Annotated in this window: 25 protein-coding genes and 2 pseudogenes; 8 read left to right on the forward strand and 19 right to left on the reverse strand. The window is 70.6% G+C overall.

The window, feature by feature from the left end; genetic code table 11:
- Nucleotides 1-301 (forward strand): annotated as a pseudogene (locus CTZ28_RS44595) (5-methyltetrahydropteroyltriglutamate--homocysteine S-methyltransferase); the annotation flags it as partial.
- A 34-nt stretch (nt 302-335) separates the two neighbouring features.
- Here CTZ28_RS44595 and CTZ28_RS44600 read toward each other — a convergent pair.
- Together CTZ28_RS44600 and CTZ28_RS44605 are read right to left on the reverse strand one after the other, a co-directional pair.
- Nucleotides 336-614: a hypothetical protein gene (locus CTZ28_RS44600; RefSeq protein ID WP_121895501.1), complete on the reverse strand. Its 279-nt coding sequence runs from the start codon at nt 612-614 to the stop codon at nt 336-338.
- Nucleotides 611-1174, reverse strand: a complete 564-nt coding sequence (locus CTZ28_RS44605) for an MgtC/SapB family protein (protein WP_121895503.1) — start codon at nt 1172-1174, stop codon at nt 611-613. Before CTZ28_RS44605 ends, CTZ28_RS44600 begins: the two co-directional genes overlap by 4 nt.
- Nucleotides 1175-1657: 483 nt before the next feature.
- Between CTZ28_RS44605 and nhaA the strand changes: the two genes are divergently transcribed.
- Entirely contained in the window at nt 1658-3529 is a 1872-nt protein-coding gene (gene nhaA / locus CTZ28_RS44610; RefSeq protein ID WP_259472096.1) for a Na+/H+ antiporter NhaA, read from the forward strand.
- A 357-nt stretch (nt 3530-3886) separates the two neighbouring features.
- Here the strand turns inward: nhaA and CTZ28_RS44615 are convergent, their stop codons facing one another.
- The 12 genes from CTZ28_RS44615 to CTZ28_RS44670 all read right to left on the reverse strand — a co-directional run bounded on the left by CTZ28_RS44615 (nt 3887) and on the right by CTZ28_RS44670 (nt 11299).
- Nucleotides 3887-4120, reverse strand: a complete 234-nt coding sequence (locus CTZ28_RS44615; protein ID WP_121895507.1) for a hypothetical protein — start codon at nt 4118-4120, stop codon at nt 3887-3889.
- Nucleotides 4120-4377: a hypothetical protein gene (locus CTZ28_RS44620; RefSeq protein ID WP_121895509.1), complete on the reverse strand. Its 258-nt coding sequence runs from the start codon at nt 4375-4377 to the stop codon at nt 4120-4122. Before CTZ28_RS44620 ends, CTZ28_RS44615 begins: the two co-directional genes overlap by 1 nt.
- Nucleotides 4378-4424: 47 nt before the next feature.
- Nucleotides 4425-5324, reverse strand: coding sequence for an N-acetylmuramoyl-L-alanine amidase (locus tag CTZ28_RS44625; RefSeq protein WP_121895511.1), 900 nt, complete (start codon nt 5322-5324; stop codon nt 4425-4427).
- Nucleotides 5325-5585: 261 nt separating this feature from the next.
- On the reverse strand, nt 5586-5894 hold the full coding sequence (locus CTZ28_RS49190; protein WP_310887662.1) for a MerR family transcriptional regulator: 309 nt from the start codon (nt 5892-5894) through the stop codon (nt 5586-5588).
- Nucleotides 5895-6098: 204 nt separating this feature from the next.
- On the reverse strand, nt 6099-6854 hold the full coding sequence (locus CTZ28_RS44635; RefSeq protein ID WP_147481292.1) for a hypothetical protein: 756 nt from the start codon (nt 6852-6854) through the stop codon (nt 6099-6101).
- 39 nt (nt 6855-6893) lie between these two features.
- On the reverse strand, nt 6894-7361 hold the full coding sequence (locus CTZ28_RS44640) for a hypothetical protein (RefSeq protein ID WP_121895514.1): 468 nt from the start codon (nt 7359-7361) through the stop codon (nt 6894-6896).
- Nucleotides 7358-7624: a hypothetical protein gene (locus CTZ28_RS44645; RefSeq protein WP_121895516.1), complete on the reverse strand. Its 267-nt coding sequence runs from the start codon at nt 7622-7624 to the stop codon at nt 7358-7360. Before CTZ28_RS44645 ends, CTZ28_RS44640 begins: the two co-directional genes overlap by 4 nt.
- A gap of 37 nt (nt 7625-7661) precedes the next feature.
- Nucleotides 7662-7970 carry an HD domain-containing protein gene (locus CTZ28_RS44650; protein ID WP_147481293.1) on the reverse strand — a complete coding sequence of 103 codons (309 nt, stop codon included), beginning with the start codon at nt 7968-7970 and terminating at the stop codon, nt 7662-7664.
- Complete coding sequence (locus CTZ28_RS44655) at nt 7967-8302, reverse strand: Acb2/Tad1 domain-containing protein (RefSeq protein ID WP_121895520.1); 336 nt, start codon at nt 8300-8302, stop codon at nt 7967-7969. The genes CTZ28_RS44650 and CTZ28_RS44655 overlap by 4 nt, the downstream gene beginning before the upstream one ends.
- 486 nt (nt 8303-8788) lie before the next feature.
- Nucleotides 8789-9241: a helix-turn-helix domain-containing protein gene (locus tag CTZ28_RS44660; RefSeq protein WP_183154890.1), complete on the reverse strand. Its 453-nt coding sequence runs from the start codon at nt 9239-9241 to the stop codon at nt 8789-8791.
- Between the two features lie 589 nt (nt 9242-9830).
- A complete protein-coding gene (locus CTZ28_RS44665) occupies nt 9831-10331 on the reverse strand; it encodes a hypothetical protein (protein WP_147481294.1) in 501 nt (166 codons plus the stop codon).
- The gene (locus CTZ28_RS44670) at nt 10328-11299 is read right to left on the reverse strand and encodes a hypothetical protein (RefSeq protein ID WP_147481295.1); all 972 of its coding nucleotides are present in this window, start codon (nt 11297-11299) and stop codon (nt 10328-10330) included. The genes CTZ28_RS44665 and CTZ28_RS44670 overlap by 4 nt, the downstream gene beginning before the upstream one ends.
- 211 nt (nt 11300-11510) lie before the next feature.
- Between CTZ28_RS44670 and CTZ28_RS44675 the strand changes: the two genes are divergently transcribed.
- Nucleotides 11511-11945, forward strand: a complete 435-nt coding sequence (locus CTZ28_RS44675) for a helix-turn-helix domain-containing protein (RefSeq protein ID WP_121895527.1) — start codon at nt 11511-11513, stop codon at nt 11943-11945.
- A 578-nt stretch (nt 11946-12523) separates the two neighbouring features.
- Entirely contained in the window at nt 12524-13402 is an 879-nt protein-coding gene (locus CTZ28_RS44685) for a LysR family transcriptional regulator (protein ID WP_121895531.1), read from the forward strand.
- 166 nt (nt 13403-13568) lie between these two features.
- Here the strand turns inward: CTZ28_RS44685 and CTZ28_RS44690 are convergent, their stop codons facing one another.
- Nucleotides 13569-14507, reverse strand: a complete 939-nt coding sequence (locus CTZ28_RS44690; RefSeq protein ID WP_147481296.1) for a catalase family protein — start codon at nt 14505-14507, stop codon at nt 13569-13571.
- Between the two features lie 424 nt (nt 14508-14931).
- On the opposite strand from CTZ28_RS44690, the pseudogene CTZ28_RS44695 reads away from it, so the two are divergent.
- Nucleotides 14932-15185 (forward strand): annotated as a pseudogene (locus CTZ28_RS44695) (transposase); the annotation flags it as partial.
- 31 nt (nt 15186-15216) lie between these two features.
- Here the strand turns inward: CTZ28_RS44695 and CTZ28_RS44700 are convergent.
- Nucleotides 15217-16107, reverse strand: coding sequence for a LysR family transcriptional regulator (locus tag CTZ28_RS44700; RefSeq protein WP_121895534.1), 891 nt, complete (start codon nt 16105-16107; stop codon nt 15217-15219).
- 283 nt (nt 16108-16390) lie between these two features.
- Entirely contained in the window at nt 16391-16990 is a 600-nt protein-coding gene (locus CTZ28_RS44705) for a COG1361 family protein (RefSeq protein ID WP_121895536.1), read from the reverse strand.
- 395 nt (nt 16991-17385) lie between these two features.
- Here CTZ28_RS44705 and CTZ28_RS44715 point away from each other — a divergent pair, with 395 nt between their 5' ends.
- Nucleotides 17386-17607 carry a hypothetical protein gene (locus CTZ28_RS44715; RefSeq protein ID WP_121895539.1) on the forward strand — a complete coding sequence of 74 codons (222 nt, stop codon included), beginning with the start codon at nt 17386-17388 and terminating at the stop codon, nt 17605-17607.
- A gap of 18 nt (nt 17608-17625) precedes the next feature.
- On the opposite strand, the gene CTZ28_RS44720 is transcribed toward CTZ28_RS44715, so the two are convergent.
- Together CTZ28_RS44720 and CTZ28_RS44725 are read right to left on the reverse strand one after the other, a co-directional pair.
- Nucleotides 17626-18927 (reverse strand): 6-phospho-beta-glucosidase, encoded by a 1302-nt coding sequence (locus CTZ28_RS44720; protein WP_121895541.1) that lies wholly within the window; start codon nt 18925-18927, stop codon nt 17626-17628.
- On the reverse strand, nt 18924-19778 hold the full coding sequence (locus CTZ28_RS44725) for a DeoR/GlpR family DNA-binding transcription regulator (RefSeq protein WP_259472097.1): 855 nt from the start codon (nt 19776-19778) through the stop codon (nt 18924-18926). Before CTZ28_RS44725 ends, CTZ28_RS44720 begins: the two co-directional genes overlap by 4 nt.
- A 76-nt stretch (nt 19779-19854) precedes the next feature.
- Between CTZ28_RS44725 and CTZ28_RS44730 the strand changes: the two genes are divergently transcribed.
- Together CTZ28_RS44730 and CTZ28_RS44735 are read left to right on the forward strand one after the other, a co-directional pair.
- Nucleotides 19855-20895, forward strand: coding sequence for a carbohydrate kinase family protein (locus CTZ28_RS44730; protein WP_183154891.1), 1041 nt, complete (start codon nt 19855-19857; stop codon nt 20893-20895).
- Entirely contained in the window at nt 20892-22034 is a 1143-nt protein-coding gene (locus tag CTZ28_RS44735; protein WP_121895547.1) for an extracellular solute-binding protein, read from the forward strand. The genes CTZ28_RS44730 and CTZ28_RS44735 overlap by 4 nt, the downstream gene beginning before the upstream one ends.
- Nucleotides 22035-22067: the final 33 nt, after the last annotated feature.

Consider the following 22067-nt stretch of genomic DNA (forward strand, 5'->3'; position numbering starts at 1 on the left):
CGCCGACGTCATCAGCCTGGAAGCCGCCCGCTCCCACATGCAGGTCGCCCGCGAACTCGCCGCCCACGGCTACCCCCGCGAGGCCGGACCGGGTGTCTACGACATCCACTCACCCCGCGTACCAAGCGCCGAGGAAGCCGCAGAACTCCTCCGCACCGGCCTGAAGGCCATCCCCGCCGAACGGCTGTGGGTCAACCCCGACTGCGGCCTGAAGACCCGCGGCTGGCCCGAGACCCGCGCCTCCCTGGAGAACCTGGTCACCGCCGCCCGCACCGTCAGGAGTGAGCTGCCCGCCACCTGACCCCGGCGCTGCGGCCGGGGTGCGGCGCGGTGCCTCACCCCGGTCCGCCGGCCCGGTCCGTGGGCGGGGCCCCGGCCGAGATCCACGCGTGGACGACGGCCGGGGACAGACCGCCGTCGGCGGCTATGACGTGCTCGGGCACGCCGGTGAGCCAGGCGGCGAGCACGGCCCGGCGCAGTTCGGCGGCGCGGGTGGCGAGGCCGGTCCGGTACGCGTCCGCGGAGCCGACGGCGAGCTTGGGGGCATCCTCCGCCAGGCGCCGGGCAGCGCGGCGGACGGTGCGTCGTGCGCTCAGGGTGTCGAGGTCGTTCATGCCGCTGTCGCCTCCCGTTCCGTGTCGAGCGAGCTGTGGTCCGGTTGCCGGTGCAGGTCCCGTACGCCGGGTTCCGGGGAGATCCGGGCGATGGGCCGTTCCGGGCTGCGGGCGGGGTCGCCGCTGAGGCGGACGCCGGACCGCAGGGCGGTGGTGTCCTCGCCGTCGCGCGGCACCCGCAGCCCGGTGGGGTCGCGTCCGTCGCCGGTGAGTGCCGGGGAGAGCAGGGCGCGGACATGGGTCTTGTCGGCGCGGTCGCAGATCAGCTGGACGGTCGCGCGCACGCCCTCGGGGTCGGGGGCGCGCTGCGGCACCCGGTCGATCATCCGGCCGGCCGGGCGCGGCAGCGGATGCACGCGGAGGACGACGGCCGTGCCGATCGCGCACAGCGCCGGCCGGCCGGAGGTGGCCGGCACGCCCACGGCGGCCGAACAGCACAGGGTGGCGGCCGTGTTGAGGCCGCGGACGCCGCCGCCCTCGCGCAGGATGACCCCGGCGCCGGGGAAGCCGACGCCGGCCGCGAGCCGGAGCACGACGTCGAAGGTGGTCAGGTCGGCCATGGGAACCTCCCCTCCCCCGTCGCGGCGGGGCAGGTCGAGGGCATGGCAGCCGCCGTGCGGGGCGGGGGGCTACCGGATGCCCGAGGAGCGGGGGGACATGGGGCTGTGGGGCCGGGTACGGCCCGGACTACTGCTGCTGCGATCCATGTCGCTCACCTCCTCCTCGGTCGGCGGGCGCCCGGTTCTCCGGGCTTCCGGCACTCCTCCATAGTTGCACAGCGACGCAAATTCTGCCCGCCCTTCGGGGTGATGGGTGACCGGGTCCCACGGCGGCCCCCTCACTAGACTGGCACGCACACGACGGCTTCCGGCTCCGTCCCCCGGCCCGCCGGTGTCTCGTGCCCGTCCAGGAGGACGGCCGCCCCGCCCGGCCCGCTCCTCGCCCCCATCGACCGGGCCGGGGGTCTTCGCCGACTGATCGGGATGCGGGTGCACGACGTGCCGCCGGAGCCGACCGGGCCCTCACCGTCCGGGTCCGTGTCCATGACCGGACAGACCGTGTGCGGCGCGGGCGCGCGCGGCCCGCTGCGTGCCTTCCTGCGGACCGAGACCGGCAGCGCCGCCGTCCTGCTCGGCGCGGTGGTGGCGGCCCTCGTCTGGGCGAACGTCTCCCCCGGCGGCTACGAGTCATGGTGGCGCACCGGCATGTCGCTGCGGGTCGGCTCGGCCGGTGTCTCGCTGGAGCTGCGCGAGTGGGTGAACAGCGGCCTGATGACGCTGTTCTTCTTCGTCGTGGGCCTGGAGGCGCGGCGCGAGTTCGACGTGGGGGAACTGCGCGAGCGGCGCCGCCTCGTGCTCTCGGCGGTCGCCGGGGTCAGCGGCATGCTCGTCCCGGTCGCGATCTACCTCGGCTTCAACGCCGGACTTGACTCGGCGCACGGCTGGGGCGCCGCCATGTCCACCGACACGGCCTTCGTCCTCGGCATGCTCGCCGTCCTCGGTTCCCGGCTGCCGGGCGGCCTGCGCGTCTTCCTGCTCACCGTCGCGGTCACCGACGACCTCGTGGCGCTGGCGGTCATCGCGCTCGCCTACAGCGGCCCGGTCCGCCTCCCCGCGCTGGGTCTCGCGCTCGGCATCCTCGTCCTGTTGCTCGCGCTGCGCGCGGCCGGGGTCCGGATCACCGCCGTGGACGCGGTCCTGGCGGTCGCCCTGTGGGGCGCGCTGCTGCGGTCGGGGGTGGATCCGGTGGTGAGCGGCCTGGTCATGGGGCTGCTGACGTACGCGCATCCGGCCGAGCGGCACGCCCTGGAGCGGGTCACCCGGCTGTTCCGGGGTTTTCGGGAGCAGCCGACGCCGGAGCTGGAACGCACCCTGCGCCGCGGTCTGGCCTCGGCCCTCTCGCCCAACGAGCGGCTGCAGCGGATGGTCCACCCGTGGACGAGCCATGTCATCGTGCCGCTGTTCGGGCTGGCCAACGCGGGCCTGACGCTCAACGCCGACCGGATCGCGGCCGCGTTCGCCGCACCCGTCACCCTGGGCATCCTGTGCGGCTACGTGCTGGGCAAACCGGTGGGCATCCTGGGCGCCACCTGGGTCGCCGCCCGGGTGAGCCGGGGCCGGCTGCGCCCGCCGGTCGGCTGGGGTGCGGTCGCGGTGGGCGGCGGCCTCGCCGGGGTGGGCTTCACGGTGGCGCTGCTGATCGCCACACTCGCCTTCCACGGGGAGCGCCTCGAACAGGCGAAGACCGGCATTCTCGCGGCCGTCGTGCTGTCCTGCCTGATCGCGTGGGTCATGACGCGGGTCATCGCCCTGCTGCCCGCGCGCCCGCGCACCCGCGCCCTGCTGGGTGAGGGACAGCCGATCGTCGATCTCAGCGAGCCCGTCGACGTGACGCGCGATCATGTGCGCGGCCCGTTCGACGCTCCGGTGACCCTGGTCGAGTACGGCGACTACGAATGCCCGTACTGCGGACGGGCGGAGCCGGTGGTGCGCGAACTGCTGGCGGAGTTCGGCGACGACCTGCGCTACGTGTGGCGGCATCTGCCCCTGACGGACGTCCACCCCGACGCGCAGCTCGCCGCCGAGGCCGCCGAGGCGGCAGCGCTGCAGGGCCGCTACTGGGAGCTGCACGACGTCCTGATCAGCCACCAGGGGGACCTCGGTGTGAAGGATCTCCTCGACCACGCCGAGCGGACCGGGCTCGACATGGCGGCGTTCCGCCGCGATCTGCGGGCGCGGTCCGGTGCGGAACGGGTGGCCGAGGACGTGGAGACGGCCGATCTGAGCGGGGTCTCGGGCACCCCGACGTTCTTCGTCAACGGCCGACGGCACCACGGCGCGTACGACGTCGCCTCACTGTCGGTGGCGGTCCGCACGGCCCGCGACCGCGCGACCCTGACGAACACGGGTCCTTAGCGCGACGGCCGGTGCCGGGGGTCGTCCGAGGACGGCCATCGAGGGGCGGTCCGGGAACGAGAGCACTGAGCGGCGATCAGCCCACTGCGCTCACCCGAACCGCCCCTGGGCAAGGGCGACGTCGAATTGCTGCCGGCGTGCCAGGGCCGGACGGTTTCCTGGGGGGATTCTCAACCATCCGGCCCAGTTGCCATGTTATGTCACGGACATATGTCCATGGAAAGATCCATCCCCCGATGTCAGACAGGAGACTTCCCCTGTCGGGCCCTCCTTATGCGCACGCGGCCCCAAGCGGGGATTTCGGGTGCCGGGCGTCCTTCCGGGCGGCCGGTGCACCGGCCGCCCGGAAGGTGTGTGTCAGCGCAGCAGGAACTGGGCGAGGATGCCTGCCCCGGCGCCGAGGACAGTGGCGGCGCCCGACGCCGTCCACACGCGCCGTTCCAGCGAGCGGATGCGGTTCTCGTGGTCGGTGCGGCCCTCCGTGAGCCCCATCAGACCGGTGCGGACGCTCTTCACCTCGTCGTGAAGTTGGCGCAGTTCCTGGAACATCTGTGCCGTGGGGATGAGGATGCCGTGGTCCTGCGCGGTCATCAGACCCCCTTGGCGAGCGACGCCGATTGCGTGACGTCCCGTCGGCGCGCGGCGAGCCCCTTCAGCAGCGCCAGTACCGCGCCGACCGCACCGCTGAGGGCCGCGGACCAGGCGGAGGCGTCGAGGGGCCAGGTGATGACGAGTCCGCCGGCGAACGCCTGCAGGAACGTGACGAGGACGCGTTCCAGGAGGTCGCGCGCGTACGTGTCCACGGACTTGACGACCGTTCGGGTGTCGGGGAGGGACAGGTCGGCCATGGTGGATTTCCTTTCGTCGCTTCAGCGGGGGTTCCGGGTGCGGGGGCTCAGGAAGTGACGTCGAAGCCGTGCCTGGCGGCGAGCCGGGCCAGGCTCGCCCGGCCGGGGATGCCGTCGGCGTCCCGGCCGCTGTAGCCGCAGCGCCGCTGCCATCGGGCGTAGGCGGCCACCGTCGACGTACCGAAGTGGCCGTCGTTGTACGCGTAGGCGAGCAGGCCCTCGGCGACGAGCGCGGCCTCCACGGTCCGTACCCCGGCGTAGGTGACGGGCGTGCCCTTCGCCGCCGGGTTCTTCTTGGCGGCCGCGACCAGCTTGGACAGGACGACCACCGGTTTCGTCCCCGCCGAGGGGGCCTTCGCGGCGAGCCGGGCGCCGATCCGGCTCCGCATCGCGTCCATGGTGAAGCCCCGGGGGTCGATCTTGCCCGGCTGCCACTCCAGGTGCCCGATGACGCTGCGCTGGTTCCATCCGTGGGCCCGGCAGAGCGCCGCGCTCACTCGCTCGATCGCGGTCAACTGAGCGTCGGGCCAGGGATCTTCGCCGTCGCCGAGGTTCTCGCACTCGAAGCCGTAGAAGCGGGCGTTGCCGTCGACCGTGGCCTGGTCGTCGGCCGGGAGCAGACGTTCGGCGATGACGGCGTCCAGGACGTCCGGATCACCGAGCCCGGCGTGGTTCGCCCGCCCGTGGCCGACCAGGTGGACCCGGCCGTCCTTGGCGATGACGCCGTGGCACAGGGGGCCGGGCAGCGAGGCGTAGCCGTCACGGCAGATCTGGACCGTGCGGTCGGTGCCCTGGGTGACGGTGTGATGGATCATCACCCCGTGTACGGGGCCCCAGGCACCCTTGTGATTGCGGTTGTGCGTGCGCCATGTCCCGACTTCGACGACCGTGACGCCTTCGGCTCGCAGAGCGTCGAGGAGCGCGGACGCGGACAGCGGATCGGCCATGGGAACCTCCAGGTGCAGGTGAGTTGGTGGGTGTGTTGGTGGGGGTGCGTCGGTGAGGGGTGGGATCGTGCGGACGAGGCGGACCGGTACATGACCGGTGGAATGCCGGGTGAGGGCGGGAGAGCCGCGGGGGCGAAGGGGGAAAGGCGGGCGGCCCCGGGCGACGAGGGCGCGGGGCCGCGAGGTTGGCTGAGGACTCGGCGAAGGCCGGCGGCGGTGACCGGACTTCGGGGGCGGTGGTCGGATGGGGGTGTCAAGGGCTCACGGGTCGTTCTCGGGGGGCCCGGACCGGGTGGCCCGCGGCCCTTCCGCCCGGCGCCGCTGACCGTCCGTCGGCGTGCGCCGGGCCCCCGTCCCGCGCAGCGCACGCTCGCGTGTACCGCGCTCGGCACGAGCCACGTCGGCCAGCGCGAAGAGCTGGCGACCGCTCTCGTCGAGTCCGGCGGGGGCGAGGTGCCCGCGGGCGACCCAGGAACGGACCGTGCGCTCGGTGACGACGGACGTGCCACCGGACATGAGCCGCCGTGCCTGGTCCGCGTGCCGGGCAGCTTCACGGGCGGTGAGCAGCACCGGACCGTTGTCTCACGGTGAGGCCCTGCTCCGAAGCCGTGCGTCGGGCCGGGCGGGGAGAGGACACAAAGGGCACAGGAGTACCGCTGACATCGAGTATGCGCACAGTGATCGCACGCGTCCAGAGAGTGTCTGCGAAGGGATGCGCCGGGCCCTGCGGGTGACGCCGGGGGCGGATCCTCGCAAGCGCGGAACGATCGGCGTTCATGGCTTTTCTCCTCCTTCTTCCCCTTCGTGGGCCGCACGGTCGTCCACGCGGTCGTCCGGGTACACCTCCTGGTCCGCGGGGCCCGGTTCGGGGCCGGGGGCCGTGCGCCCGGCGATGGCGTGGGCCTCGTACGCGGCTGGGGACAGCAGGCGTCCGCAGACGGCGCACTCGACGTGGTCCACATGGTTCGCCCAGCCCGTCGCGACCAGGGCGAAGGCCGAGCAGTCCGGGCAGGGCAGAGGGCTCGGGCGGCGCCGCGGCTCGACGCCGGTGATACGGCGGATGTGCGTGACGAGGTCTCGCAACTCCCGGTGCAGGTCGGCGATCCACGGCTGCCGCACCGCCCAGTCGATGTGCGTGGCGATCCACCGCGTGAGATGGAGGGGGGCCTGGGGGCCGGTCGGCGGGGCCGCGGGGCGCCGCTCGGCGATGAACCGGATCCAGGCACCGAGGACGGCGGCGATCGGCCGGGGGCCGCTCTGGTCGCCGTCCGGGCCGTCGTCGGGTCTGCCGGCTCCGGGTCCCAGCAGGTTGAGGACGTCAGCGCGCACCGGCGGGGCGGGCCGCCCGCCGGGGCCGGGGCGACCGGTTCCCGGGCGAGGCGCGGACGGGTGCAGGAACACCTCCAGGATGGGCAGTTGCAGCGGCAGTTCGCGCAGCCACGCCCGGATGTGGTGTTCGCAGCGGTGGCATGCCGTGCGGTGTGCCTCGTCCGGGCGCAGCGGACGGGAGCAGACCACGCACCGGCTCACGGCCGGCTCCGCGTCCGCGCGGCGGGGGGCCCGGCGCACTCAGGCCGTGGTGTCGCGTACATCGGTGGCGTCCTTCCTTGTGCAGGTGAGCGGATCGTGAGCGACGCCGTAGCTCTCCCACGAGCGCAGGCAGCAGACGGCTTCGAGGTCGTTCCAGCCGAGGGCGATCCGGTCCTCGACGGCGTACTCAGGCGCGCCGGGCGGGCAGGCCCTGCGCGGCTGACGGGATGTCGGGGCCGAACCGCGAGGTTTGCGTGCCGCCCTGCCGACCGTGCGGAACACGCGGGTAGTGGCCGTGGCCCCGGTGCGGGGCGGGGCGTCGAGCAGCCGCCCCTCGCGGGCGGCGGCCACGACGAACAGGCACGAGACCGCCAGGAAGAGGACGGCGACCCCCGGGGCGTCGTTGCGCGCGCTCTGCACGGCGCAGTGGGCCAGCCAGGCGAAGGCCGCGCCGTAGGCCACGTGCAGGGCGTGAACGATGTACGGGGTGTGTGCCGGACGGCTCATCGAGCGCCTCCGGCCCGCCGGTGGCCGGCGAGGTCACGCAGGATCTCCCGGACGAAGGCGACCGTGAGAACCGCGCCGAGGACTGCGGGCAGGACACCGCCCAGGACGGCGGCGCCGATGGTCACCGCGACGCAGACGACCGGCAGGACGAGGGCGGCGGCGACGGCGACGCAACCGGGCATCGCGGGTGTGCCGGGTGCCGGGGCAGGCGTGGGGGCGGGGCCGGGCAGGGGCGCCGGAGCGCCGGGAGATGCCAGGGTCATCGCTTCGGGTCCTTTCACAGAGTCAGGTCAGGTCGGGTCAGGGGCGTCCGGTCTCACGCCGGCCGCCGGCGTACGGTGGCGCGCCGCGCACGGGGCGGGGCAGGTGCAGCCGGTAACGGGCACGGTGCGTCTCGCCCTGCCGGGTGTGCTCACGGCCGATCCAGCCGAGGCGGTCCAGATCGCGAAGGACCGCGTGCAGGTCGTGCAGGGCCAGGCCCGTGCGCTCCCGCAGTTCCGGCAGTGTGGGGTTGGCGTCCTCCGCGATACGCCCGGTCGCCGGGTCTGCGTGTGCCGCGAGGACGAGGGCGACCAGCCGGTGCGTCGGCGGGAGCCCGCTGTGCGTCACACCCGGCACCCACACCGCCGTGCCCACCTCCTCCGACGCGGGCGGAAGGCCGACCGCACGCCCCCGTGTCCGGGCCCCAGCGCGCCGTCCAAGGCGTCAGAAGCATCGAGGCAGCGGTCGAGACGGCGGTCGATGCCCGCGTGCGCCCAGTGCACACAGCTCTCCAGGCCCTCGATGGACCGGGACTGCTCGCGGCTGCCGGGCACCAGGGCCAGTACCTCGTCGGCCAGTTGCATGGCCAGGTCGGACAGGGCGAGCTTGCGCGCATAGTGCTCGCCGCCCGTGCGCGGCGGGGCGAAACGCCGGCCGATCTCCTGGTGCGTGATCGGCATGAGTGGTCCTCCTGTGGGTGCTGGTGTGGGGTGGTCCCGGCCACGGCGGGGAGAGGGCCGGGAGGGGAGGCCGCGGCGGGGAGACGGCCGGGAGAGGAGAGGGCGGCCCGCCCATGTGAGGAGGGAGGCCGGGGCGGGCCGCCCGGTCAGTGGGAGCGTCCGCGCACCGTTCCGCGGACGGGACGGGAACCGTCCCTCTCGAAGGCGCGGCGCAGGAAGCGGGTTCGGGCTCTGCGGTGCCTCCCCCGCCCGCGACGCAGGACGCCCTGGAGCCCCGGAGGTGCCGCCGGGACCCACACGGGAGCGGGGTGCGGGGCCCGGACCCAGGGGTACGGCGGCCGCTGGGCGAGACCGGGCGGTGGCCGACGTCGGAGTCGTGCGTCGGCGGCGCCCTGGAGGAGCCAGAACACGCCCGTGCCGAGGGCCATGCCGATGAGCCAGATCTCGGTCACACGATCACCGCGGGTGACGCGTTTCCCCTACGGTTCACGATGCGTCATCCCCGGTGACCCGCTCCCGGGGTATCCAGCCGGCCGCGACCACGATGGCCACGGCGTGCGTGATGCCCCGCGCACCGAGCTTCCGCACCGCTCGCTGCCGGTGCGTCTTGACCGTGTTGAAGGGCATGAGCAGCCGCCGGGAGGTGTCCTCCGACGTCTCACCGGCCGCCGCGCCGGCGAGGATGTCGAGCTGTTTCGGCGTCAGGGGGCACCGGACGGGCGCCGGCTGCGCGACCCCGCCCGGGGACGTACGGCGCAGTCGGTCGACCTCACCGAGCAGCACCCGGCGCACCCGGTCGAGCCGGAACACCTCGCCCTGCAGATGCCGTTCAGCGGCAGTGCGCGGCTGCCACGACTGGGCCGGACCGGGCGTCGGGGGGAGGACCATGCCCGCCCTGCTGATCCGGGTGAGGACGACAGGCGGCAGGGGTTCGGTCACGGCGCGCACCTCCCCTCTCCCTGGCCGGGTGCGGGCGGTGCGATGCCGCGGGCCGTCCTCGCCCATCGGTCCGGCGACTCGGCGCCGTACCCGACGCCGTGTGCGTCGAAGGGTTGGTGCACGCGCGTGGTGCGGAGCCGGCGGGCTGCGGCCTCGTGCGGCAGCCCGGCACGGAAACGGGAGCCACTGATCGCCCCGTCGGCGTGCCGCCCTGGCGAGCCCAGCGCGTCGAAGCACTTGCGCGTGACGCGTCGGCGGAGTGTGTCACGGACGCTCACCAGCGCCTGTCTCCGCCCGGGAAGGGGCGCTCGACTCACCCGTGCGGACCGAGCCCCGCGCTCCGGGCCGGGACGCGGTCGCCGAGCACCACGACACGGTCGTCCCGCCCGCCGGCCGGCCGTCCCGGTGACGGGCGTCCCCGCGGACGGCTCCACCGTGACGGCCGTCCCCGTGCGCCCGGCCGGTTTCCGTACAGGGCGGGCGCGCCCGGTCGCCTGCCCGGCGTCCGCGGCGGCCCCGGTCCGGGTGGACTCGCCCCCGTTGGGGGTGTCCTTCCCAGCCGCCGCCTCCGGCGCCGTACCCCGGACGCTCACGAGTCATCTCCCCCGTCGGCCCGGTGACGCGCGCGGCGCCATGCCGCGGCCTCGTCCGCGGGCAGGCTGCGGATGTCGACGACTCGCACCGCGACGCCGCCGATCATCCCCTTGACCTCGTGCAGTTCGTAGACCCGTCGGCTGCGGCGCTCGTCGTGGAAGCTGACCTCCACCTCGGCTCCGAGGACATCGCCCCAGGCACGGACGCCCTCCACGGCACCGGTGTTCAGCTCCAGCTGGGCGGTGGTGGCGTCACGGTCCGCGTACGCGGTGGCCAGGGGGCTGATCTCGCGCAGTGGCAGACCGGGGAGTTCGGCCAGCAGTCTGCGCGCCACGTATCCGGTGCGGAACGCACCGGCCTCGAACGCCTCGATGGTGGCGAGCGGACCGCGCCCGACGGACGTGACGAACTCGGCCGATGCGGTGTCCGCCCGGTCGTCCGGCACCACGGGTTCGGCGGGCTCCAGGGGTTCCGACGTTCTGTGTAACGCGTTCACCGGTCGCCGCCCCGCGCTCCGCCCTCGGAACGGCCCCCGTCCGCGGCCGGGGCCTCGGCACCGGCGGCCAGGGCGGTGAGCGCGACGCTCGCGCACCAGGGCGAGCACCACCAGCGCGCACCGTCCTGCGCGCCGGCCGGCTCGACGCGGATCCAGCCCCGTAAGGCCGGATCCTCGGTCTCCCGGTCACGTGCGGGCCGACCGCATGCGGCGAGGCAGGTCCCCGCCGGCTGGAGGGGGGCGAGCAGCAGACCGCCCAGAGCGGAACGCTGCTGATCGTCCAGGACCAGGGCCGCCGGACCGCCGGCCTCACTGGTGCAGGGCACGATCGTGTTCCCGCCGCCGGTCCCTATGGCGTCCACGGGGCCGCCGGCGGTGGGACCGGTGACGATCCGGTCCCAGCGCAGGGTCATGGGCACGCCCCGCGCGCGGAGACGGCCGTCGGCCGCCGCCAGGACCTCGCCGACCAGGAGCAGGTCGCCGTCGGGCCGCCCGGTACACAGCGCGATCACCCCGGCAAGGCGTTCCTTGAACCACATCAGGGAGGCGACCTCTTCGCGGAGCCGGCTCGTCTCACTGCGTTCGGCCCGCCACTGCGCGGCGGTCTGCTCCCGGGCCGCCGCCGCCACGGCCTCGACGCGCCGTGGGTCGAACAGGAGACCGGCCATCCGTACCGCGTCGACAACGGCCTCCGGCGTGCGCGGTCCACGGGCGAGCACGGCGGCGACCACGGCGACGGCGGCCCGCACCGCCCCCGATCGCGCAGGGCGTGGCGGCGCGGGCGCCGTCACAGCGGCTGCCGAGCCGTGCGCGGCCGGCTTCCCCCGTGGACGGCCACGGTCCCGCTCCGGGCCCACGCCCCCGCCGAGGCCCGCTTCCCGCTCCGGCGGTACCTCCCGGTCGTGGTCCCGCTCCCGGCATCCTCGTGCGCGCCGGGACGGCAAGGTGACAGCGGTCCGTACGGTCATAGAAGTCTCCTTCGTGCGGCTTCCAGCCACCGACAGGAAGGACTCTATCTGCTTCTTCTATCTGTTTCTATAGGCTACCTCCGGTAACTTCTTTCACCTTGTTCGCTCTTCTACATGATGCCGCCGGAAGACATCCGTACATTCGTGAAGAGATGCCGGAGAACCGACCAGGGCCTGCATGAACCCGCTAGGTGCTGCGATGATGCGAGGCATGGCCGAGTATCAGGCAGACCTCATGCGGCTCGCGTCCGCCGTCAAGGCGCGACGCCTTGAATTGAGGTGGAGCAAACAACGCGCAGCCGATGAGGCCGGCGTCACGATCGTCACGTACCGGAACGTGGAAGCGGGCAGGTCCGCCCGGGAGACGACCTACGCCGGGATCGACAGAGCCTTCGACTGGGCCCCCGGCACCTGTACCGCGATCCTCCAGGGGGCCGAGTCACCCCAACCCGCCGGCACCGTCGTCGAAGGAGTGCGCTACGTCTCCCCGGCGGCGACCTCCCTCGACGCCGAGGAGACCATCCGCCGTGTCGTACAGGACGTCATGATCGCGGTCCTGCCCGACGCCACCGCCAGAGAGATCAGCGCCGCCAACGAGACGATCATCGAGACACTGAAGCGCAAGGGCGTCCTTCGAGCCACCTAGATTGGCTCGAACCGGAGACAACCCCATCGGTATATCCGATCGTTACACCGAAAACTAACGGTTACTTGCGGTAAGCACCCTCTCTTTCTTGGCTAATATGTCAGTCTCTTGCCCGCTACCTGGGGGGTTCCTCCGAACGGGAAGGGGACCCATGCACGAGTTCGTAGCGCTCGACTTGGGGTCCAAGGTCATCGCGTGGACAGGTCGGGACGGCGACAGAACCGTGTGCGTCACGACGCCCAGGGCCCTGAGCAACGCCTCGCTCAGGCGCGTGGTGAGGGAACTGATGCGTCGGCAAGGAAGGGACTGCACTGTGTGCCGGAGCTGCCCTATCGGGCAGCTCGAATGACGGCACGACAGTAGGCGGACACCATTGGGCCCCGTCCAGCCAGCGGCGGGGCCCGCTCGCGTGACACAGTCCAGGCCGGCACGGTCCAGGCGGCGTCACTGACACAGACCGGGGTGTCGCCGCCGCTGAAACGATGAGCGCACGCAACTCCCCTGGCTGCCACGGCCTATCTGTTCGATTCTGAAGCCGTTCGGCATATGCCCTCGTGGCCGTGGCTACCATGAGCTTCATGGACCTCGACATGCGCCGGGTGCGCTACTTCGTCGCTGTGGCCGAGGAGAGCAGTTTCGTGCGTGCGGCGAGCCGTCTCCACATGACGCAGCCGGCGCTCAGCCGCCAGATCCGGGCGCTGGAGGAGGACCTGAGCGTGGTCCTCTTCCAGCGCGACCGGCAGGGCACCCTATTGACGCGGGCCGGGCACCAATTGCTGGAGGACGCCCGGCCGATGCTGTCGATGGCACAGGCCGTGCAGCAGCGGGTCCGGATGGCGAACCGGGAGGTGAACCACTTCACCATCGGCTTCATGCCTGGTGTCATCGTCACCCCTATCGTGCGGGAATTCGCCCGGACGGCGCCCCAACTCGACATCGAGGTCGTACACACCTCGATCACCGACCAGGTCGACTTCCTGCTCGACGGACGAGTCGACGTGTGTTACGTGCGGCTGCCGCTGCCCGAGGGCATGTTCGAGGTGGTCCCGCTCTTCCCGGAGCCCCGTGTGGTGGCGCTCTCCAGCGCGCATCCACTCGCGGAGCTCAAGGCGGTACATGTCGAGGACCTGCGTGACATGACCCTGCTGCAGGACCCGCTGGACGTCCCCGAATGGCGTGGGCGCGTCCCACGCCATCCGGTCATGCCGCTGGAGGACACCGGACGGTTCCCTGTGACGATCGAGGAGTGTCTGGAGGGTGTCGCCTCCGGCGCCGGATGCTATGTCATGCCGGCTGGCATGGCCGGTTTCTACCGTCGTGACGACGTCGCCTACCTGACGCTGGAGGGCGTCGCCCCGCGCATGGTCGCCCTTGCCTACACCAAGCACCGGACCATGCCCGAGCTGCACCAGTTCGCCGAGCTCTCCCGTCGCATGCTCGGCCCGGGCGCGGACTGACCCCCGACACCGGCCGCCCGGCTGAAGCCGTGGCCGCGGAACAGCCCATGCCCCGCCTCGCCGCGTCCGTGCCCCTTGCTCTGAACGGGCCGGACCGCGACGCCTCGGAATGGCCGATCCCCACGCCGACACGGACGCGCTCATCCGGACCTGCGTCCAGTGGGTATCAGGGCGCAGCGCCGCGGTTGCGCCAGCTCAGGGAATAAGCCGCCTGGCGAGCGCGCATCAACTCTCCGAGCGGGCGATGCTCCGGCGCCGAGATCCAAGGGTTGAAGCTGCTCTGCTCGATGGCCTCGGCCAGAGCCTCGTCCGGCGCTTGCCGAGGCACACGCAGTCGTGCCACGGTGAGCCATGGTGCGTCCCAGCGGACCGAAGAATTCTCGATGGGCGTACGAACTTCGTCCTCGAAGAACTGGGCTTGAAAAAGGAACTCCAGGCCGTCTTCGGCGAGCCGCGCGTAGATGTCGGCGGCCAAATCCTTGCGGGCTTCCTTGTTGATCGTCGTCGAGGCGGCGCGCAGCTTCAACCGGGCCGCGTAGTCACCGAACATGACGGGCATGATGCTGAAGAAGTCGTGTGTGGCGAATCCGCTGAACGGCTTTATCATGTCACGGAAGTTCGCAACAGCACTGCGGGTCATGTGCGGCTTCTTTGCGGCCTTACGGAGGGCGGCGCCGGGCGCGCTCGTGGAGAGACCGACGATTCCGACGAACTCCGCGCTGCCGCTGACCTTCAGGGTCTCCTGGCTGACGAGGGTGAAGTTCTGCTCGACGTCGGCGGTCGATGGCGTCGAGGCTCCGAGCACCTTGATCGCGAAACCACGGATGTCAGGAGCCCGGTCGGCGGAGAAATTACCGTTGGACAGCCGCACATGTGCCTCATGAACAGATGGATCGGCAAAAATGCCCTGCCTCGCATATGCAGGAAGACCTTCCTCCACCGCGAAGTCGGCTCTCAGAGCGGCCACCTGTTTACGGTGCAACGCCCTTCCCCGGCCATGCTTCTTCAGGTGCTGACGCTGCACTTCAGTGAAAACATGCGCTTGTTCCGCATGCTCCGTACTCTCGTCGGGCAGAAACACTTCGCGCCACTGAGTGCTAGGCATGTTCTGAGACCCCTTCAACGTTCAGGCCTTCCGTTGTTCGTCCGCGCGGATGCTCGGAATGGGCGGCATAACGACGTCTTCCCACCCCCTCTTTCCCGGACTGCTCCCCGTCCGACGCCGATCATTACTGCTGTCGACGCGTAACGCCAATGCCGATTGCACGGACCGTCATGCCGACCGCGCATGAGCGCAGCACAGCGTGGTTCTGCTCGGCCTCGGCCCGCCGCGGCAGTACAGGCGATCCGGTGTCGCCACCGCTCGGGTGACCAGGACACACCCCGTCGTACGGTCAGATCTCATACCGGCCGCGACCACCTGGAGCGGTCGTCCGCATTGACATGCGAAGACTTCAACGTGCCCCGCACCTCAGCTTCTCCCCGGCCTGGAACGGGCGTTGGATCTCACCGACACCGGCCCGCCCACCCGATTTCGCGACCACCGAGCCTGCTACGTGATCACCAGCCTGCCCGGCCCGGTCGTCATCCTCGGCGCCGAGTTCCTGGCTGCCACCGGCGGCGACACGACGGCCTTCGGAACCACCGACCCCCTCACCGGCTTCGGCGGCGTCACCCCGATGCCCCCGATTCCGGGAAGATCAGCGACCACCGGCGGCGCCCGCGCCGATACAATCGCCGCCTCCAACGCGTCTTCTACACCTCGGCGTTGTTCAGCATCCGCCAGGAGCCAGTGACCATGCGAAAGAGCCTCGTCATCGACCGATGGTGCTCCCGTCCGAACCGAGGGCCGCGATCACGATTTTGGCGAACTGGTCGATGGACGGCATCTTCCGGTTCTTGGTGTAGGCCAGAGCCACCATGCGCGGGGGGACTCCTGTGAGCTGGACGTAGCGGATGTCGGGGCGACGGTAGAAGTCGGCAAGGCCGGCCGGGACGACGATGAACCCGGTGCTGGACGCGACGGCTTCCAGGCTTTCCTCGATCGTCGTGGGCCGGTCGGCTTCCGGGCCGTTGCGCAGGGAGGTCGCGTGGAAGGCGGTGCCGCGCCATTCCGGTACGTCACCGGCGTCCTGCAACAAGCGGTACGGCGTCAGCTCGGCGATGTCGACGACCCGTGCCTGCGCCATCGGATGCTCGTCGGAGAGAGCCGCGACGCGCGGTTCGGGGAACAAGGGAACAATGTCGAAGGTGTCGACTGGCAGGGGCAACCGGACGAAGCAAACGTCGACACGTCCGTCGAGCAGGTAGTCGACCTGATCGGTGAGTGCCGTGTGCAGCACCTGCACATTGACCTCCGGCGCCAACGCCCGAAACTGCCGGACGATCGGCGTCACTATCACCCCCGGCATGAAGCCGATGGTGAAGTGGTGGCCCTCGCGGCCGGCGAGGCGTACTCGGCGTTGCAGGGCGAGTGATGTCGCGAGCAGCGGCCGTGCGTCCTCCAGCAACTGCGCACCGGCCGGTGTGAGCGCCGTACCCAGCGGACCACGATGGAGCAGCGACACTTCCAGGTGGTCCTCAAGAGCGCGGATCTGACGGCTCAGCGCCGGCTGCGTCATGTTCAGTCGCTCGGCGGCACGCACGAAGCTGAGTTCTTCGGCGACTGTCACAAAATAACGGAGACGCCGGAGGTCCATATCCATGACGCCATGTTAGCCACGGACCTTTTCTTGTCGAACTGCCCTCCCATGAAAACGCCTTGGGCTTTGGCGATGCCTGACCGGCATGGCGGCTTCACCAATCGGCATTGGCGCCGATCGGCATCCGCGGCGATAATCGACCGACGCAGAGCGAGCACCGATCGATGGGTGCGGGCATCGGCAATATGCTGCTGAATGCAGAAAAAGCGCCTCTGCTTCTTTGAATCGACCAGCGTGGATTCGGGCGAGTCGGCGCGACTTGAGGAATACTGAACCCCCGGACTGGTCAGTTGACGGCCAGGACCGCCGTGTTGTTCGTGAGGTCCGGGTCGAAGTCGAAGGGGTACTCGCCGAACTCTCCGAACGGGGGGTGGATGCTCACGGCACCGGTCGCGCCGGGCACCAAGGTGTCGATACGCACGGAGAACGCGAACGTGCGCTGGGTGTCTTCCAGCACCCAGTACCGCAGGTTGCAGTCGTAGCGCGGGGCGCCCGTCTGCTTCGGGTAGTAGCCGCCGTCGAGGGTGCGCGGGTAGCAGCCGGACGGCACGCCGATGACCGTGGTGCCCTCGGGCACGATCAGCCGGACCTCGGCGACCGGGTCGCCGGAGCCGAGGTTGCCGAACCAGGCCGGGCCGTTGTTCTTGAACGTGAGCTCGGCCGTGGCCGTCTCGCCCGCCACGGCCGAGATGACGTCACCGGTCACGGAGAAGTCCGCAGTGTTTTCCGCGCCGATCTGGAGAACCGCGTAGTCGTTCTGGGAGTCGATGTCCTCGGCACCGTCGCCCGGCTCGACGTCGATGTCGAGCCGCTCGTTCAGCGAGTGCGGGGAGAGTCGCACCGTCAGCGGCCCGGGCAACTCGAAGGAGTCGCCCGGCGCCAGCACCTGGTCGAACGCGCAGATCGCCTTGCTCGACGGTGCCTAGTCGTTGCCGTCCGTCGTGGTGTAGGTGCAGGCGTCGTACCGCGTCAGATCCGTCAGGCCGTACGAGGCGTACAGCTTGACGGTGACCCCGTTCGCGCTCTCGTTGCCGTTGTCGGTGACCTTGAACGGGATCGTCCGCTCGTCGCCGGGCCGACCGTCCTCGATGTCGGCGACGGGGTCGATGGCGAGGTCGGGCCCGGCTCCGACGGTGAGCGTGGTGTCGAAGCTCTCGTGCGGTGCGGTGAGCGTGCCGTCGGGCCCGCCGGTGGCCGTCGCCTCGTAGGTGATCCTGCCCTGCGCGCCGGCTGAGGCACTCCGCGCTCACACACGATGCCGAGGGCAGCATCTCCAACCCAATGCCACCGGCCCGCTCCCGCCACGCCCCCGTCCGCTTCCTGGAGCGCTGCGCCCGCCCAGGCGTCGACGCGGTCACCCAGCACGTCGCCGCGGGCATCCAGCCACTGGCCGGCGACTCCGAGATCATCCGGCTCGCCGACAGTTGGGGAGCGAGGACAACAGCGAGCCCCGGCTCGGAGAAGATCAGGCCGGTCTCCGGTCGAAACGCCAGCAGGTCGTAGAGCCCGGCCGGCGTGCCCTCAGGAGGTCAAACTTTCGGCGAGAGATTTGGCGATTGTGGTCGATCCCACCAGCGGATGGAGTGAGAGGGCTTCCCAGGCGAGGCCTGAATCTCTTTTGGTGGCAGCCTGGATGGTCAGCTGCTCGACGTGCTTGATCTGCAGCATGAGGCCGAGCTGTGCGGGGTCCGGGCGTCGTACAGCCAGTGGGCGTGCGCCGCCCGCGTCGACGAGGCAGGGCACCTCCACCACGGCCTCGGACGGAAGGGCCTCGATCGCCGATCCGTTGGCGACGTTGAGAATCATCGTGGCACGTTCGTTGCGGGCGATGGCATGCATGGCGTCGAGGGCGACCTTCTCGTACCCCCCGCCGTGCTCGGTGCCGGCGCCCTCGCCGTCGCGGATCTCCCGCATATAGGAGTCTTCGCGCTCGGCCCGGGCCGACTGCCAACGGGCCAGCGCCTGACCGGGGTCCTGCATCACCTGCCGGTAGAACCGGTCCTGCTGCTCGGCCAGATACTCCCCGCGGGTCTGCTGCTGCCGGGTGATCGCTGCGACCGCGTCGCGGTTGTTGTAGTAGTAAGCCAGGTACTCGTTCGGCAGGGTTCCCAACTGCCGGACCCAGTCGACACCGAACAGCTGGCCTTCCTCGAAACCGGCGAGCCCGTCGTCGTCCTGGAGCAGTTCCTGCACCAGGTCCCGCTGACCGACCGTGGCGTGGCGTAGCCAGCCCAGGTGGTTGAGGCCCACGTAGTCGATGTTCAGGCGGTTGTCGTCGACATCGAAGTGTGTGGCCAGGCGACGGAACATGCCGCTGGGGGTGTCGCAAATACCCACCACCCGGTGGCCGAGCTCGGTGCGCATGGCCTCGGTGATCATGCCTGCCGGGTTGGTGAAGTTGAGGACGAATGCCTCGGGACTGCGACGGTTGAGCTCCCGTGCCATCTCCAGGGCGACGGGGATCGACCGCAGGGCGTAGGCGATACCCCCCGGCCCGACCGTCTCCTGCCCCAGGACCCCCAGCGCCAGGGCCCGGCGTTCGTCGGCGATACGGCTTTCGAGGCCGCCCACCCTGATGGCGGAGAAGACGAAGTCGGCGCCCGTCAGCGCAGTCGGCAGGTCCGTGGTGACTTCGACCTTCACCGGCTTGGGCGAGGGGTGGGCTGCCTGCATCTGTGCCAGAACGCTCTCCACTACCCGCAGCCTGACCGGGTCGGTGTCATACAGGCACAGTCTGTCGATCAGCCGATCGTCGTCGGCCAGGAGGGCCGAGTACACCAGGGGGACTCGGAAGCCGCCTCCGCCGAGGATCGTGAGTTTCACGCCGTGATCACCTCGACACCCTCGCGCCGGGCCAGTTCCAGGGCCGGCTCGTCCAGTGAGGCGCTCGTCACGATGCGGGCCACATCGGTGGTGCTGCACACCCGCATCGACCCGGTGCCGGGGAACTTCACCGCGGTCGCGACCAGCACCACGCTGCTGACCCTGCGCACCATCGCGCGCTTGACCACTGCTTCCTGGCCCATGTCGTCCACGACCGAACCGTCCGGACGCACGCCCGAGCACGAGAGGAAGGCGATGTCGCCGCTGACGGAGGCCAGGGCGTCCTCGGCCAGCGGGCCGGACAGCGCGTGATAGCGGCGGTTGAGCGATCCGCCGAGCATGACCAGGTCCACCGCCTCGTCCTCCCGCAGAACATCCAGCACCGCAAGACTGTTCGTGATGACGGTGACCGCACGACCACGCAGTCGCTCGGCGATCCGGACCGTGGTCGTGCCGATGTCCAGCACCACCACCTGACGGTCCTGCACGAGCGCCGCCGCGGCGGCGGCAATGGCGTCCTTCTCGGCCGCACCCTCGTCGACCAGCGCCTCGAACGTGGCTGGTTCTCCATGGGGGGCACCGATCAGATGCGCGCCCCCGTGTACGCGACGCAGTACGCCCTCGGCCTCCAGGCGCTCGAGGTCACGCCGCACGGTCGGTGCACTCACCTTGAGTTTCCGGACGAGTTCGTTGGCCGAGACGGTTCCGTGGTCCCGGAGCAGACGCACGATCCACTCTTCGCGCTGATGGGGAAGCATGCGCCGGACCCTATCAGGCAAACGCTCAAGAACGTTCATCACCGATGAACGAAGGTGAACGAGCCATGAATTGATTCGCTCGCAATCGCTCACTGTCGATCAGGTCGGTTAGCGTTGCTGACGTCAGCCGATCGAAGGTGAGCGTTCACGGGCGGAGAGGAAAATGCGGATGGACGGCGGGAACCCGGTGTCGGACACTGCAGAAGCCACCGTGCCGACCGTCCAGGCGCTCTTCGTCGGCACCGTCTTCCTCGACATCGTTCTGGCCGGCATGCCGCGGCTGCCTCGCCCCGGTGCCGAGGAATGGGCCGACGAACGAGCTGTCTCGGTCGGTGGCATCGCCAACACGGCTGTGGCGGCCGCGCGCTTGGGGGCCACCAGCGCCCTCGTCTCGACCCTCGGCGCCGACGATTTCTCCGGTATCGCCCTGAAGCAGCTACGGGCTGAACCACTGCTGGATCTGAGCAACGTCACGATCCAGGCCGAGCGCGAGATCCCGCTCACCGTTGTCGTCCCCATGGCGGGGGAGCGCATGTTCCTCAGTCACGGAAGCCTGGCGCAGCCTGCGCCGTACGCCCCAGATGTGCGGGCCCGGACCATGTTCGTCGCGCTGAACGACGGAATGCCCACCTGGGTGGGGAAGTTCCGGGACGCCGGCACCCTGGTCGTGGCCGGTGTGGGCTGGGACGAAGACCCGGCCTGGCCCAGGCAGGTGCGCGGGTACCTGGACACGGTCGACGTGCTCGTCCTGAACGCGGCCGAGGCGCGCCATCTCACCGGCGAGCAGGATCTCGAGACGGCAGCCCGGCAACTCGCCTCGCCGACGCGCTCGGTGGTCGTGACGTGCGGCCCGCATGGGGCCATCGCCGTGGGGAACAGTGCCGCGGCGACCATTCATGTCCGGGCTCCGGCAGTAGCGGCCAAGGACACGACCGGTGCGGGTGACGTCCTGATCGGAGCGCTGATGGCCGCCACCAGCATCGGCGAGACCCTCGAGGACTCTCTGGCTTTCGCGGTGACAGCCGCCGCTGACGCCACCACACGCCTGGGCGGCGCGCGTGCCGCACCAGATCTCTCCCAACTCCTGGAGCGCGCCTCGACGGCGAGTGGCGCTTCGCTCTCGGCAGCACGAATCGCACAACGTCTGAGAGCTCCCAAGACCAGTCCCCTTGCAACAACTTCTGCCCTCACCGAGGAATCGCACCCATGAAGATCCGCATCCGCGCCACCGCCCTGACCGCGATGAGCGTCACCGCTGTCCTGACCCTTGCCGCCTGCGGCAGCGGCTCCGATTCGACCGATGCCGCCTCCGGCGGCTCCCAGGAGATCGTGCTCTACACCGACAGCGACACCGGTGTGCAGCAGCTGTGGGAGAACAAGCTGATCCCCGCGTTCGAGAAGTCGCATCCTGGTATCACGGTCAAGTTCAGCACCGGTGACGTGTCCAACCAGTCCGCGCAGCTGGCGAGCCTGGCCGCTTCGGTGAAGCAGGACAAGGCCCCGCCGATGGACATCGTCGTGGACTCCGGGTTCCTGCCCGACGCCTCCTCGGCGGACCTGCTCACCGAGATCACCACCTCCAACGTGCCGAACTCGGCCGACATCACCGAGGCCATGAAGTCGAGCGCGGCAGGTGTCATGCCCTACCGGGCTTCCGCCGTCGTGCTCGCCTACGACTCGGAGAAGGTCACCACCCCGCCGACCGCGCTCCCCGACCTGGTGCAGTGGATCAAGGACAACCCGGGTCAGTTCGCCTACAACGACCCCAGCACCGGCGGCTCCGGCCAGGGCTTCGTGCAGGCCATGCTCGACAGTCACCTGGACGAGGCCACCATCAAGGCGATGTCGACCGGCTACGACGAGAACGCACAGTCCGGCTGGGACGCCGGCCTCAAGGACCTGGCCGCGCTCACGCCGAACGTCTACCAGAAGACCTACCCGAACGGTAACGAGGAGACCCTGAACCTGCTGGGCCAGGGCCAGGTCTCGATGATCCCGGCGTGGAGCGACATGTTCCTCACGGCGAAGAAGAACGGCACACTGCCGGACTCGGCCAAGGCCGTCTCGATCTCGGACCCCGCCATGCCCGGCGGTCCCTCGTCCCTGGCCGTCCCGGTCAACAGCAAGCACCAGGAAGCGGCTCTGCAGCTGATGAACTGGGTGCTCGAACCTGAGCAGCAGGCCGGCATCGTCGAGGCCATCTCCGGCTTCCCGGTCATCCCGTCCACCGAACTGCCCAAGAGCGCGCAGTCGGTGTTCGAGGGCATGGACACCAGCAACGTCGCGCCCTTCTACAGCTCGAAGTCAGCCGCGGACATGAACCGCAAGTGGTCGCAGCGGGTCGCGTGACCACCCACTGACCGACGCACCCACCACCTGAAA

The organism is Streptomyces shenzhenensis (genome assembly GCF_003688995.1).
GTDB lineage: Bacteria > Actinomycetota > Actinomycetes > Streptomycetales > Streptomycetaceae > Streptomyces > Streptomyces shenzhenensis_A.